We start from the raw sequence: 13,775 nt of genomic DNA, 5'->3' as shown, positions 1-13,775 counted from the left end.
TCGGGCCGTCGAGCCCCCTATTCGGCTTCGCCTTCGCGTCCGTCGTCGGATTGGAGCCGCTTGGTCGTCTGAACCAGCGGATGGCGTGCGTAGTCGACGACATCGATGTCGTCGATCCGCTCTAATCCCTCTTTATCGGCCGTCCGAGCCATCCCCAGTTCGATTTCGTGGTCGATAACGATAACGTAGGCATCCATCTCGTCGATCTCCAACCGGTCGGCCGCCAGCACGCGGTGGTGGCCGTCCGCCAGCAGAAGCGTGCCGCCGTTGTCGATAACTACCAGCGGCTCGGCCAGTCCCCGCTCGAGTTCGTAGCGCCGCCCCTCGAGTTCGTCGGCGTAGACCCGACCCTGCGTGGGCGTGAGTTCCGAGAGCGGGACGGTCCGGCGCTCCTCCGTCAGTTCGATCCCGTGGATCTGCTCGAGGGTTCGCATCAGCTTCCCGACCTTCTCTGGGGTCGCGCGTTCGATCTGGCTGCGGATGACGTCGGCGTTGGAGATGATTCCGACGAGGTTGCCCGCGTCGTCGACGACCGGGAGTTTCTGAATACCCGACCGAAGGATGACGCGTGCGGCGTCGTTTACTTTCATGTCGGGATGAGCGACGAGCAGTTCCGTCGCCATGACTTTGAAAATCGGGTCGTCGTCCTCGGCGAGCAGCAAGTCGCGGGCGCTGATGAAGCCCTCCACGCGGCGTCGATCGCAGACGGGAAAACCGCTGTGTTGCTCGCTCTCGGCGATCCGCGTCGCGACCTGACCGACGGTCTCGTCGGGTGAGACCGTCGCCACGTCGCGTGTCATGTAGTCTTTGACCGTGGGCTTCGTCCGGTCCGACACGACCTCCATGGATGAGTCGAGGACCCCCGCGTGGAAAAGCGTGTCTTCCGGGCTGCCGGTCGTGACTCGCGCACCCGGAGTCGAGCTTCAGGCGGCAGGGGGTTCGTTAAACGAGTTCGGGGACGAGGGGATACTCCCACGAGTCTCCGTCGAGTGCTTTCCCCGTCGCCACGAAGCAGACGACGAGATTGGCGATACCGAGGAGCAGAAACCCGACCAATCCGAGCAGTATCAAGAGTCGAGGAACGACCGACCCGGCCGTGCCGGCGGATGCGAGACCGACGCCGATAAATGCAACGACTGCGCTCCCGTTCCACGCGATGAAGAACGGAATATGCCAATTCAAAGCGTTTTTCGCGTTCCGTCTCTCGAAATCGGTACTCGAGACGAGATATGCCAGTCCCACCCCGAGAACTGAGAATAACAGACCAATACCGTGGACGCCCACACCTAGCCACGTTCTCCGCTCGGGATCGATCACTGTTGACATGGCTCTATTGACATGTTTTCGCTTCGGAACCGTAAGTCCACCGGCACCCCGACGCATCGCAACGGTGCCCGAGCGAGCCCGGACCACCCGCTGCCGGCTCGGACGCTTCCACGTTCGTCGCGAGACACGCTGACGATCGGCTCGTGGCTATCGCGTCAGACCGACTCGCCGTCGTCCGGCTTGCCGCGCTGGGTGAACAGCCACTCGCTGGTCTGCGTGTAGGCTCCGACCGGAACCCCCGGCTGCGTTTCGATCGCCTCGAGAAATCGGTTCGTGATCACTTCCTCGACGACACTGACGATCGACTCGATCTCCGCCTCGTCGTCGGCGCTGCCCAGAATGCCGACCTCGAGTTGTGCGCCGGCCATGTCGGCGTGGCCGCCGGCGCTGCCGATCCGGTCGAACGCGTCCCGAAGCGTCTCGCCCAAGTCGATGTCCGCCGCCCGCGACCGAGCCGACAGGAAGGCCATTTCGTCGGCGAAGCCGAAGACGAGCGTCGTGTCGACGCCGTCCATTGCGAGTAACTGATCGGCGGCCTGGGGCAACGCATCCCGGTCGCCGATCCGGCCGACGCTGGCGACGGCGACCGAATCGCGCTGAATTCGGTTCTTGATCGCTCGGGCGATCGTCTCGAGGGTCTCACCTTCCAGAGAAGGCTGTTCGATTCGACGCAGGAGCGACGTATCGACCCGGGGCCACAGCGCCGATGCGGCCCGGAAGTCGGCCGGGGACACCTCCCGAGTGAAGTCGTTCGTATCGACCCGAATCCCGTACAGCAGCGCCGTCGCCGTCGCGGCGTCGATCTCGAGATCGAACCGCTCGAGGTACTCGGTCAGGATGGTGCTGGTCGCGCCCGCACCCTGTCGGAGGTCGACGAACTCGCCGGGAACGGGGCCGCGAGGCGGGTGGTGATCGATGACGATGTCGACGTGGAGGTCCCCCGGAAGCTGGTCGTTGACCCCGGGCCGGGAGTGATCGACAAGCGCGAACGCCGAATACTCCGCGATCGAGTCGTCGGGAGCCATGTTTCGCAGGTTCAACTCGAGGAGGTTGACCATCGCCCGGTTCTCCTGATGGGAAATCTCGCCGAAGTAACAGGCGTCGGCGTCGACGCCGACCGACTCCGCGAGAGCGACGAGCGCGACGGCGCTCGCGAGCGCGTCCGGATCGGGGTTATCGTGGGCGATGACCGCCAGCCGGCCGTCGATGCTCGCGAGTTGCTCCCGGAGTTCGATGGCGGCTTCGGCCGACGGACTGGCCGTCCCGTCGAGGACTCGATCCGCGAGCGCGGCCGTCGGATCGACGACGCCGTCCGCCAGTTCGTCGAACCGATCGCGGTCCGCCGCCGTCGCGTTCCCGCCCAGATACGCCACGATCGACGCGTCGGGGAAGCGATCCCGCGCCCCCCGGAGTGCGGCCCGGTTGATGTCGGTGCGGTCGCTGCCGACGAAGATCACGTCCGGCGGTTCGATGTTCGCGATGGCGGCGGGATCGGCCGGATCGGCACTGCGAGCCGGCACGCTCTCGTCACGCAGCGTCTCGACGACGCTCTCGGTGGCAGTAATGACGAGCAGTCGGTCGCCGTCGCGCTCGGACAGTCGTTCGGTGACCTGTCGGCAGACGGTCCCGCAGCCGAGCACGAGCCGAAAAACCATGTATCGGCGCTTGCGACCGCGACGGGTAAAAGCTACCGGGTCGGCGTCAGGCGACGACCGCGGCGGCCGCCTCGAGCGCGGCGTCGGCGACCGGGCCGAACGCCGGCAGGAGGACGATGGTCATGACGGCCGCGGCGATGATCGCCGCGTAGAGGCCGGTTGGCTGGGCGAGGCGGTCGCGATCGAGAAGCGGTTCCTCGATCCAGAGTGCTTTGACCAGCCGCGAGTAGTAGTACAGCGAGAGCGCGCTGTTGATCACCAGCGCGGCCGCGAGGACGAGCAAGGCCGTGTTGTCCGCCGCCGCGTTGATGAGTTCGGTATAGAGGAGGTACTTGCTCCAGAAGCCGCTGAACGGCGGGACGCCCGCGAGGCTGAACATGAAGACCGCCATCGCGCCGCAGGCGAAGGGCGCTCGCTCGGCGAGGCCGTTGTAGTCCTCGAAGGTCCGCCCGACGTCCCAGTATTCGGCCAGTCCGACGAACAGGAACGCACCCGTGTTCATGAAGCCGTAGACCAGCAGGTGCATCATGGCCGCACCCATGACGAGGTCCCCGCCGTCGGCCGAGAGGGCCGCGAGCCCGATCAGCACGTAGCCGGCGTGGCCGATCGAGGAGTAGGCGAGCATCCGCTTGACGTTCTCCTGGGTCGCCGCCGCGAAGTTCCCGAGCGTCATCGTGACGATCGCGAGGATGGCAAACGCCAGCGTCCAGTCGATGCCGATGATGCCGGTCGTCGCCTCGAGCGGGAACGCGGTCGTGAACACGCGGAACGCGAGCACGAAGCCGGCGGCCTTCGAGGCCGAGGAGAGAAACGCCGAGATCGGTGCGGGCGCGCCCTCGTAGGCCTCGGGGGCCCAGAAGTGGAAGGGAACGCTCGCGGTCTTGAACGCGATCCCACCGATCAACATGAGGATGCCGAGTCCGAGGAGTCCCCCCATTTCGGCGACGGCTCCGTCGCCGCTCTCGAGAACCGCGGCGATACGCGTGAGTTGCAGCGAGCCGGTTGCACCGTAGACCAGCGAGACGCCGTAGACGAAGATCGCCGACGACAGCGCCCCGATCAGGAAGTACTTCAGCCCCGCTTCGACGCTGCCGCGGTTGTCCTTCAGGATCGCGACCAACGCGTACGACGGCAGGCTCGTCAGCTCGAGGGCGATGAAGATCGTCACGAGGCTGTTCGAGGCGGCCATCATCGACATCCCGGTCGCTGCGAGAACGACCAGCGAGTAATACTCGGCCTGGTAGGTGTGGTCCTGCAGGTAGTCGTAGCTCGCGACCGTGACGAGGGCCGTGACGACCGCGATGATGATCATGAAGTACAGCGCCAGTTGGTCGACGACGAACTGGCCGTCCATGATATCGATCACGCCGTAGTTCTCGATTCCCGTCGCGCCGACGCCGGCGACGGTGAACCAGACGGCGACGGCCAGCGACGACAGCGAGCCGGCGACGGCGGTACCGGACAACAGCGTACGGTTCGTCGAGTGGGGCTCGATGCTGTCTATCAGGAACAGGACGAGCGCCGTCCCCGCCAGGATCAGCGCCGGTGCGAGTGCCATCCAGTCGGGAAGTTCGAGAACCGCCATCAGAGACCACCTCCGATGATCGGTTCGATTGCGTCGGTTATCATGTCGAAGATCAGTGCGGGAGCCACACCGAGAAGGATGATGAGTCCCAGCAGGACGCCCATCGACGCGATGTCGTGGACGGGTGCGCGGCTCACTTCGTAGTCAGTTTCGAGTCGATACGGCCCGAACACCGTCCGCTGGAGCGCAAAGAGCAGGTAGCCCGCGACGATGACGATACCGAACATCGCCAGCGAGGTAAACAGCGGCGAGTAGTCGAGCAACTCGGAGCCGAAGGTCCCGAAGAAGATCGTGAACTCGCCGTAAAACCCACTCATCAGGGGCAGGCCCATGTAACCGAACGCGCCGGCGATGAGGATTCCGACCGCGATCGGCATCCGGTCTGCCATCCCCGACATATCGGTGACCATCCGCGTGTGCGTCGCGTTGTAGATGACGCCGACGGCCATGAACATCAGTCCCGAGATCAGGCCGTGAGAGACCATCTGGAAGGTCGCCCCGCCGACGCCGAACGTGGTGTACGCGACCAGCCCGAGGATGACGTAGCCCATCGACGAGACCGACGAGTAGGCGACGATCCGTTTGAGGTCGGTCTGGGCGAGCGCCAGCATCGCGCCGTAGATGACGCTGATGACGGCGATCGCGGCGATCGGAATCGCGTAGGCCTCGACCTGCTCGGGGAACATCGTGAAGTTGAACCGCAACAGGGCGTAGGTCCCCATCTTCAGCAGGACGCCCGCCAGCAGCACGGAGGCCGGCGTCGGCGCTTCCACGTGGGCGTCCGGCAGCCACGTATGGAAGGGGACGATCGGGACCTTCACCGCGAACCCGAGGAACATCCCGATGAAGACGACCGATGCCAGGGCGGGTCCACCGAGCCCGAAGAGCCCATCGAGCCCCCCGTTTCGCATCGCCGTCGCGATTTCGGGGAGGGCAAAGGACGTGACCGAATCCCCGAGCCCGAAGACGAGCGCGATGAACGACCCGAACATCACCAGCGACGCCACGTTCGTGTAGACGAAGAACTTGATCGCGGCGTACTTCCGGCGCGGACCGCCCCAGATCCCGATCAGCAGATACATCGGGATCAGGACCGCCTCCCAGAAGACGAACCAGAGGAAGAAATCGAGCGCCGAGAAGACGCCGATCAGGTTCGCCTCGATGAAGAGGATGAGTCCGTAGAACTGGGATTCCCGGTCGTCGATCGGGGTCCAAGAGCTGACGATCGCGAGCGTACAGAGGATCGTCGTCAGGACGACCAACGGTAGGCTGATCCCGTCGAGGCCGACGAACCACGAGATCGAGTGGTCACCGATCTCGAGCCATGCTGCCTGCGATTCGAACGCCAACTCACCGTCGAGTAACGCGTTTCCGCTGCCGTCGAAGGCGGCGAACAGCCACAGGCTGAGCGCCGCCGGCACGAGGCTGATGGCGAACGCGAGTTTGCCGGCGATGCGATTCGGCGCGACGAACGTCACCAACGCGCCGATCAGTGCGACAGCGATAAGCGCTTCTATCATCATGCGAACCACCCTCCAAGATAGCCGAGGACGAGCAGTAAGCCGATGAACCCGCCCACCAACAGCGCCGCGTAGTTAGTCACGATACCCGTCTGTATCCGCTTCAATCGATCGCTGCCGAACAAACTGATCGTCGAGGTTCCGTTGACGACCCCGTCGATGACCGTCTGGTCGAAGCGGTCGGCCGCTCGAGCCAGCGGCAGCGTCAGGCCCTCCGCGAGCCAGACCTGGTACTCGTCCTGGTAGTAGTTGCTCTTCAGGACGCGGTACGCACCGCCGAGTTTCGTCGTGTGACGGGACGGGTCGGGCACGTTGTACAGCGTATGGGCCGTAAACGCGCCGGCCAGTGCGAGCCCGAGCGAGAGTCCCGCGCTCAGCAGCATCGTCGTCGTCTCGGACCCGATGACACCCTCCTCGAAGGCGACCGTTTCGTGGTACGCGTGGTAGGTCAGCCCTTCAACGGCACCGTACTCGCCGTCCAGCCAGAACTCGAGGAAGGTGATGTCGGCGTGGAGCAGTTCGGCGACGGGCGCGAGGTTCACGAAGCCGGCGACGGCCGCGAGCGTCCCGAGCGCGAGCAACGGGACCTTGACGGCCCAGCCGACCGAGTGTGGGTCCTCGGCCGCCTCCGACCGGGGTTCGCCGTGGAAGGTTAGGAAGACCATCCGGAACGTGTAGAACCCGGTGAAGAACACGGCGAGCAGCCCCATCGCGTAGGCCGCGAGGATGACCGGCTGCTCCAGCCCGACTGCGAGGGCGTCGAACAGCACCTCGTCTTTCGACCAGAAGCCCGAGAAGGGGACGATTCCCGCGAGCGCGAGCGCGCCGGCGAGGAAGGTGTAGTAGGTGACGGGCGCTTTGTCCTTGAGGCCGCCCATCTCCCACATGTCCTGTTCGTGGTGCATCAGAATGATGACGGCACCGGCACCGAGGAACAGGAGCGCCTTGAAGAAGGCGTGGTTCATCAGGTGGAAGACCCCGGCGACGTAGCCGCCGACGCCGAGCCCGAGCATCATGTACCCGTACTGGCTGATCGTCGAGTACGCCAGCACCTGTTTGATGTCGTCTTTGACGACGGCCATCGTCGCGGCGAACAGGGCGGTGAAGCCGCCGACGAAGGCGATGATCGCCAGCGCGGTCGGCGAAAGCGCGTAGTAACCAAACATCCGGGCGACCAGATAGACCCCGGCCGCGACCATCGTCGCCGCGTGAATGAGCGCGGAGACGGTGGTCGGGCCCTCCATGGCGTCGGGCAGCCAGGTGTGGAAGGGGAACTGTGCGGACTTGCCGAGGACGCCGCCCAGCACGAGCAGCCCGGTAATCGTCACCCAGGTCTCGGCGTCGAAGCCGAACAGGGTCGTCCCGTCCTCGATCGCCGTCTCGGCGGCGGTGACGAACGACTCCTCGCCGGCGAAGCCGACCGTCCCGAACGTCGCCGCGATCGCGACGACGCCGATCAGGAAGAAGTAGTCACCGAAACGGGTGACCAGGAACGCCTTCTTCGCGGCCGAAGGGGCCGATTCCGTGCGGAACCAGAACCCGATCAGCAGGTACGAACAGAGGCCGACGAGCTCGAAGAACATGAACGCCATCAGCAGGTTGTCCGCGAAGACGAACGCGAGCATGCTGAAGGTAAAGAGGCCGAGTTCGGCGTAGTATCGTCGAAGCCCGGTCTCCCCTTCGGCGTTCATGTATCCGAGACTGAAGACGTGAACGAGCAGGGCGACCAGCGAAACGATGACGAGCATGAGTGCCGAGAGCGGATCGATCAGGATGCCGAACGTGAATTCGATCCCCTCGACCATGGTTTCGCTGGTGGCAGCGCCGGACGTCCACTCGTACAGCGTCGTGTGATGCTCGTCGCCGCCCGCGACCGCCGCGAACATCACCAACGAGACCACGAGCGAGCCTGCCGTGGCGAGGATGCCCGGGAGCGCTCCCTTCTTCGGCAGATGCCTCCCGAAGACGAGCGTGATCACGAACGCCACGAGCGGGAACACTGCGATCGCCGGTGCGAATCCGAACGGTCCTGTTGCTGTTGCTGCCATCTTACCACCTCATCGTCGTCGGAACCGTGACATCGACATCACGGAAGTTTCGGTACAGCACCAAGATGATCCCCAGTCCGACGGCCACCTCTGCGGCAGCGAGCGCCATCGTAAACAGCGCGAACAACTGCCCCGTGAGGTTGCCGTGATAGAACGCGAACGCGATCAGATTGATATTGGCCGCGTTCAGCATGAGTTCGACGGACATCAGGAACAACAGTGCGTTGCGACGCGTCAGGACCCCGAACAGTCCGATACAGAATACTGCCATCGACAGCAGTACGTAGTACTGCACGTCGACGGTCATCGGTTCTCACCTCCCGTCTGGGTCCGGAAGCTGCCATCGGAGCGGTTCCCACCGTCGGCGACGGCCGGCTCCCGGCCCTCGTCGCTCGAGGCCTCGCCGGTGCTCGAGAGCGCGGACACGGGTTCGCCGCCCTCCTCGCGTTTCGCGAGGACGAGCGAGGCGTCGAGTGCGGCGTCGAGCGCGACGGCGACGAGCAAGACGGCGGCGAGGAACGGTTCCGTGCCGCCGATCGTCTGCAGTTCGTCGAAGCCGAACAGGGCGTAGCCGAGTTCGGCCGTGATCGAGACGTCGCTGGGGAAGCCGGCACCCGCAGCCGTCGTCATCGGCTCGAAAGCCGTGTTCAGCGTGATCAGTGCCATCACACCGAACAGTCCGACAGCGAGTAGTCCCGGTACCAGCGTCTTGCCGAGTCGGAGTTTCGGACCGGTCGTCATGCCTGTACCACCTCGTCTGCGTCGGTGTCGTCGCGCTGGGTCAGCATGACGGCGAACGTGATGAGGACGAGGACCCCGCCCACGTAGACGAGGACCTGCATCATGGCGACGAACTCCGCCGCCAGCATCACGTAGTGGACCGCCACGCTGAGCAGCGCCACGCCCAGCAGGAGCGCCGAATGCCACGGGTCCTGCATGAGCACGACACCCACCGCGCTGGCCAGCGTTACGACGGCGAACAGCGCGAACGCGATCAGCTCGTAGTTCATGGTTGTTGGTAGTGCCCGTTTGCGGGACGGGCGGACCCGTTACTGATAGTCGACCTCTCCGTCGCCCTCACCGACCCACGCGTCCCGGTCGGGTTCGCGGGAGGCGAGCGGGTCGATGTCCTTGTACCACGGTACCGCTTTCAGCTGCTCTTTGTTGTAGACGAAGTCGTGTTTCGTGTCCGCGGTGAACTCGAAGTTCTCCGTGAGCAGGATGGCGTCGACGGGACAGACCTCCTCGCAGAGCCGGCAGTAGATACACTGGCCGATGTGGAGGTTGTACTGTTCGCCCTGTCGCTGATCGTTCGTGACGATCTGGATCGTATCGTTCGGACAGACGTTCTCGCACTGGCGACACCAGATGCACCGCTCCTGACTGAACTTGTGGACGCCGCGGAATCGCGGCGAGACGTCGGGTGCGGTCTCCGGATACTCCACGGTAAAGGTGGAGCCGTCCAGTGCGTGTTTCATCGTCGTTGCCATCGATTTGAGTATCCCGATCATGCTATCAGCCCCACGATTGCCGCGGTCAAGACGAGATTGGCAAAGGAGAGGACGAGGAGGCCCTTCCAGCCGATCTCGATCAGTTGGTCGATCCGGACGCGGGGAACCGCCGAACGCAGCCACTGCGTCGCGAAGAACACCGCCCAGATCTTGATGATAAACCAGACGATGCCGAGCGCCGCCGGTCCGGGCCCGGCCGGGCCGCCGAGGAAAATCGTCGCGATGATCGCCCCGCCGAGGAAGATGTGGAGGAACTCCCCGAGGTAGATCAAGACGAAGTAGACCGAGGAGTACTCGGTCTGATAGCCCGCGACGATCTCGGTCGGTGCCTCGGGCGTGTCGAACGGGTTGCGGCCGACCTCCGCGAAGTTCGCCACCAGAAAGAGGACGAACGCGAAGGGGTTGACCAGCGCGTACCACGACGGAATCGAAATCCCCGCGACTGTAAGCAGCGGTTTCGCCTGTGCCGAGACGATTTCGCCCATCTGCAGCGTGCCGGCGAAGATCACGATCGACATCCCGGTGATGACCAGCGGGATCTCGTAGGCGATGTTCTGTGCCACCGCGCGGAGGCCGCCGAGCAGCGAGTACTTGTTCGACGACGCGTAGCCGGCCATCACCAACCCGAGGCTGGCGATCCCCGAGATCGCGAAGACGTATGCCAGCCCGACCTCCGGGTCGGCGAGGTGAATCCCGCTGCCCATCGGAATGACGGCGAACCCGAGCAGCGCCGACGACGCGACGACGATCGGCGCGAGGTCGTACGCCGGCCGATCCGCGTTTTCCGGAACGACGAGTTCCTTCGAGAGGAGCCGCACCGAGTCGGCGAGGATAATGAAGAGCCCTGCCGGTCCGAGTCGGTTCACGGCGATCCGGTCGGTGAACGCGGCGGTGATCTTCCGTTTGGCCCACGGCCCCGCGACGCCGGTCATCGCGAGCATCAGGTTGCCGACGATGAAGGCCGCGATGAAGGTCGCGAGCAGTTCGCCGCCGAGGCCGAACCCGTCGAGGCCGGTCAGTTCGCCGAGCCGTTCGGGAAGCAAGACGGTATCCTGTAGCGGCACCGCCGGCGGTGCGGACGGCAACGTGGCCGCGCCTGCGATCTGGCCACCGATCATACTACCGGTCCACCTCCCCGAGCACGATATCGAGGCTCCCCAGCGACGCGATCAGGTCCGGGATGTACTCGCCCTCGGACATCTCTGGCAGCGCCGAGAGGTTGTGGAAACACGGACTCCGGATCTTGAACCGACCCGGCTTGTCGGTGCCGTCCGAACGGATGTAGATGCCGAGTTCGCCCTTCGCGCCCTCGACGCTGCGGTAGATCTCCGTGTCGGCGTCCGGTTTGAGCGTCCGGGGGACGTTGCTCTGGACGGTTCGTTCGTCCTCCGGCCAGTCCTCGAGCAAGTCGAGACACTGCTCGATGATCTTCGCCGACTCCTCGACTTCCTGCATACGTACGAGGACGCGGCTGTAGTTGTCACAGCCGTCCTCGGTCACGACGTCCCACTCGAGGTTGTCGTAGTAGCCGTAGGGGTCGTCCCGTCGGATGTCGTAGTCGATCCCGGAGCCACGGGCGACGGGGCCCGTACAGCCGTACTGTTTGGCCACCTCGGGCTCGAGGATACCCGTGTCGTGGGTCCGAACCTGGAAGATCTCGTTGGCGGTCAGCAGGTCGTGATACTCGTCGACCTTCGCGGGGAGGCCGTCGAGGAAGTCGCGGGTCTTCTCGATGAACTCCTCGCGGGGGTCGGGCAGATCCCAGGCGACCCCGCCCAGCCGGAAGTAGTTGAACATGAGCCGCTGGCCGGTGAGATCCTCGAGAATGTCCTGTACGACCTCGCGGTCGCGCATGCCGTACTGGAAGATGGCCGTGAAGTCGCCGTAGACGTCCAGCGCGAAGGTCGCAAGCGCGAGCATGTGGGAGGCGATCCGACACAGCTCCGCGCCCATCGTCCGGATGACCTGCGCGTACTCCGGGACATCGATGTCCGCGAGATCCTCGGCCGTGCGCGCGTACGCCCACTCGTTGAGGAGACCGGCGGAGACGTAGTCCCAGCGGTCGGGGTAGGGCATGATCTGGTGTCGGTAGGTCCCCTGCTGGCACATCTGCTCCTCGCAGCGGTGCAGATAGCCGATATCGGGGTCGACGTCGACGACCGTCTCGCCGTCTAACACCGTCTCGATGTGGAGCACGCCGTGGGTCGCCGGGTGGTGGGGACCGATGTTCAGGAACATCGTATCCGACTCGTCGTCGTGGTGGTCCGGCTGGACCGGGTTGGCGTGTTCGGTCAGGGTCACGAGCTGGGGCTTCTCCTGGTCGTACCCCTCGGAGAGCGGATGGCCCTGCCAGGTCTCGGGCAGGAGGATGCGGCGCGGGTCGGGGTGGCCCTCGTAGTCGATGCCGACGAGGTCGAAGGCCTCCCGTTCGTGCCAGTCGGCGGTCCGGAAGACCGGTTCGGCGGTCTGGCTGACCGGGTCGTCGGTCGTCGTCGGGACGACGATCGACACCTCCTGGGTCGGGTCCGCGTATTTTCGGAGGTGATAGATCGACTCGTAGCGGTCGGCGTACTGCTGTGCGGTGAGGTTCGCGAGGTGGTCGAAGCCGGCCTCGTCGCGCAGGTCCGTCAGCACGTCCTGGACAGCATCCGGCCGAATGACGAATCCCGGCGCGTTCAGGTGATCGTCACGCGCGAGCGCGCGGTCACCGACCAGCGCCTCGAGTTCGTCCTCCGTCACCGCGACCGATGGCTCTCGCTCGAGTCCCGTACTCATGGTGAATCAGCCCAGTTGTAGCGCATAACGAGGTCTTCCTCGTCGATGTCGTCGGCGAGCGTCTGGACGAGTTCGTCTTTCGGCAGCTCGCCGAACTCCTCGAGTTCGTAGGGCTTGACCACGACGGGCGTGGATTCGCCGTTGCGGATCCGCTCTTGGAGTTTGGCGATACCGTAGACGAGCGCCTCCGGCCGCGGCGGGCAGCCGGGGACGTGGATGTCGATGGGGATGATCTCCTCGGCACCCTTGACGACGTTGTACCCCTCCTGGAAGGGGCCGCCGGAGATCGTACACGAGCCCATGCCGACGACGAACTTGGGTTCGGGCATCTGGTCGTAGACCCGCTTCATGCGGGGGCCGAACTTCGAGACGATCGTCCCGGGGACGATCATCACGTCGGCCTGTCGGGGGGAGGCCCGGGGGACACCGGCTCCGAAGCGATCCAGATCGTGTTTGATCGCGTACGTGTGCATCATCTCGATACTGCAACACGCGATCCCGAACTGGAGCATGAACATGGAGTTGCCCCGTACCCAGTTCATGAACTTGTCGAACTTCGTGAGAATGAACGGCGTCGAGCCGAAGGCCTCCCGAAGCTTCGAGTTGAAGCGATCGTCGGCACCCTCACCGATACGCGAGTCGCGGGTGTCGGTCGACGGTGCGGTGCTGTCGTAGATCTGTTGGCGTGGTTGTTCGCTACTCATGGTCTGTCAGTTTCCAGCTGGCGGGGTGTCCGTGCCCACTGTACTGCGCCCGTACGCCACGCCCACGCGAGACCGACGAGCAGGATGGCGACGAACAACAGCATCGGCCCGAGCGCGCGAACGAGCGGGATATCCGCCGCGAGCGCATCCTGATAGGCGACCGCCCACGGGAAGAGGAGGACGGTCTCGATATCGAAGACGACGAACAGCAGCGCAACCATGTAATACTGGATATTAAATCGGATGCGCGTTCCGCCGGTCGGAATCTCGCCGCTCTCGTAAGTGGCGCGTTTGCTCGTTTCGGGCACGGTGGGCCGCAGGAGATACGATACCGCCATCATCCCGAACGGTATCAGTACCCCGACGAGCGCCAGCGCCCCGATGGCGATCCAATCATTCATCTCCGTAACGTTCGAGGGTTCAAACCGCACGCACATAAGGGTTGATTCTTTGTTTTTCGGGGAAACACGGGCCGAGACGCGACTTCAGCGAACGGAGACCCTCGTAAATAATCACCGTATACTAGCCGTCTCCGTCCGGGCCGTGAACGGAGCAGTAATACGCTATTATTCGAGCCCGAAACCGGCCGCGAAATGCCCTCGAGGCGGTAATTCGTTTTTCACGGGCGGATCGAAACGACTGCCCGGCCGG

At 64.5% G+C, this 13,775-nt stretch carries 14 protein-coding genes; all 14 read right to left on the bottom strand.

Annotation, left to right across the window (positions count from 1 at the left end; translation table 11 throughout):
* Positions 1-17: 17 nt before the first annotated feature.
* Positions 18-845, bottom strand: a complete 828-nt coding sequence (locus tag FGF80_RS13410; protein ID WP_006185431.1) for a CBS domain-containing protein — start codon at positions 843-845, stop codon at positions 18-20.
* Between the two features lie 97 nt (positions 846-942).
* On the bottom strand, positions 943-1,326 hold the full coding sequence (locus FGF80_RS13405; RefSeq protein WP_138655536.1) for a DUF4870 domain-containing protein: 384 nt from the start codon (positions 1,324-1,326) through the stop codon (positions 943-945).
* Positions 1,327-1,481: 155 nt separating this feature from the next.
* Positions 1,482-2,981: a DHH family phosphoesterase gene (locus FGF80_RS13400; RefSeq protein WP_138654554.1), complete on the bottom strand. Its 1,500-nt coding sequence runs from the start codon at positions 2,979-2,981 to the stop codon at positions 1,482-1,484.
* Positions 2,982-3,027: 46 nt separating this feature from the next.
* Positions 3,028-4,566 carry an NADH-quinone oxidoreductase subunit N gene (locus tag FGF80_RS13395; RefSeq protein ID WP_138654552.1) on the bottom strand — a complete coding sequence of 513 codons (1,539 nt, stop codon included), beginning with the start codon at positions 4,564-4,566 and terminating at the stop codon, positions 3,028-3,030.
* Complete coding sequence (locus tag FGF80_RS13390) at positions 4,566-6,089, bottom strand: complex I subunit 4 family protein (RefSeq protein ID WP_138654550.1); 1,524 nt, start codon at positions 6,087-6,089, stop codon at positions 4,566-4,568. The genes FGF80_RS13395 and FGF80_RS13390 overlap by 1 nt, the downstream gene beginning before the upstream one ends.
* Positions 6,086-8,134, bottom strand: a complete 2,049-nt coding sequence (nuoL, locus tag FGF80_RS13385; protein WP_138654548.1) for an NADH-quinone oxidoreductase subunit L — start codon at positions 8,132-8,134, stop codon at positions 6,086-6,088. Before nuoL ends, FGF80_RS13390 begins: the two co-directional genes overlap by 4 nt.
* A gap of 1 nt (position 8,135) precedes the next feature.
* Positions 8,136-8,441 (bottom strand): NADH-quinone oxidoreductase subunit NuoK, encoded by a 306-nt coding sequence (gene nuoK / locus FGF80_RS13380; RefSeq protein WP_006181260.1) that lies wholly within the window; start codon positions 8,439-8,441, stop codon positions 8,136-8,138.
* Positions 8,438-8,875 (bottom strand): hypothetical protein, encoded by a 438-nt coding sequence (locus FGF80_RS13375; RefSeq protein WP_006185425.1) that lies wholly within the window; start codon positions 8,873-8,875, stop codon positions 8,438-8,440. The genes nuoK and FGF80_RS13375 overlap by 4 nt, the downstream gene beginning before the upstream one ends.
* Entirely contained in the window at positions 8,872-9,144 is a 273-nt protein-coding gene (locus FGF80_RS13370; RefSeq protein ID WP_006185424.1) for an NADH-quinone oxidoreductase subunit J, read from the bottom strand. Before FGF80_RS13370 ends, FGF80_RS13375 begins: the two co-directional genes overlap by 4 nt.
* Positions 9,145-9,183: 39 nt before the next feature.
* Complete coding sequence (locus tag FGF80_RS13365) at positions 9,184-9,645, bottom strand: NuoI/complex I 23 kDa subunit family protein (protein WP_006185423.1); 462 nt, start codon at positions 9,643-9,645, stop codon at positions 9,184-9,186.
* Positions 9,642-10,763, bottom strand: a complete 1,122-nt coding sequence (locus FGF80_RS13360) for a complex I subunit 1/NuoH family protein (protein ID WP_138654547.1) — start codon at positions 10,761-10,763, stop codon at positions 9,642-9,644. The genes FGF80_RS13365 and FGF80_RS13360 overlap by 4 nt, the downstream gene beginning before the upstream one ends.
* A gap of 1 nt (position 10,764) precedes the next feature.
* Positions 10,765-12,420, bottom strand: coding sequence for an NADH-quinone oxidoreductase subunit D (locus FGF80_RS13355; RefSeq protein ID WP_138654545.1), 1,656 nt, complete (start codon positions 12,418-12,420; stop codon positions 10,765-10,767).
* A complete protein-coding gene (locus FGF80_RS13350; RefSeq protein ID WP_006185420.1) occupies positions 12,417-13,124 on the bottom strand; it encodes an NADH-quinone oxidoreductase subunit B in 708 nt (235 codons plus the stop codon). Before FGF80_RS13350 ends, FGF80_RS13355 begins: the two co-directional genes overlap by 4 nt.
* Positions 13,121-13,525, bottom strand: coding sequence for an NADH-quinone oxidoreductase subunit A (locus FGF80_RS13345; protein WP_006185419.1), 405 nt, complete (start codon positions 13,523-13,525; stop codon positions 13,121-13,123). Before FGF80_RS13345 ends, FGF80_RS13350 begins: the two co-directional genes overlap by 4 nt.
* Positions 13,526-13,775 lie beyond the last annotated feature (250 nt).

The sequence above is a fragment of the Natrinema pallidum genome (assembly GCF_005890195.1).
GTDB classification, from domain to species: domain Archaea; phylum Halobacteriota; class Halobacteria; order Halobacteriales; family Natrialbaceae; genus Natrinema; species Natrinema pallidum.
Note: the sequence above shows the minus strand (reverse complement) of the source record. Positions and strands in the feature narration are given on the sequence as shown.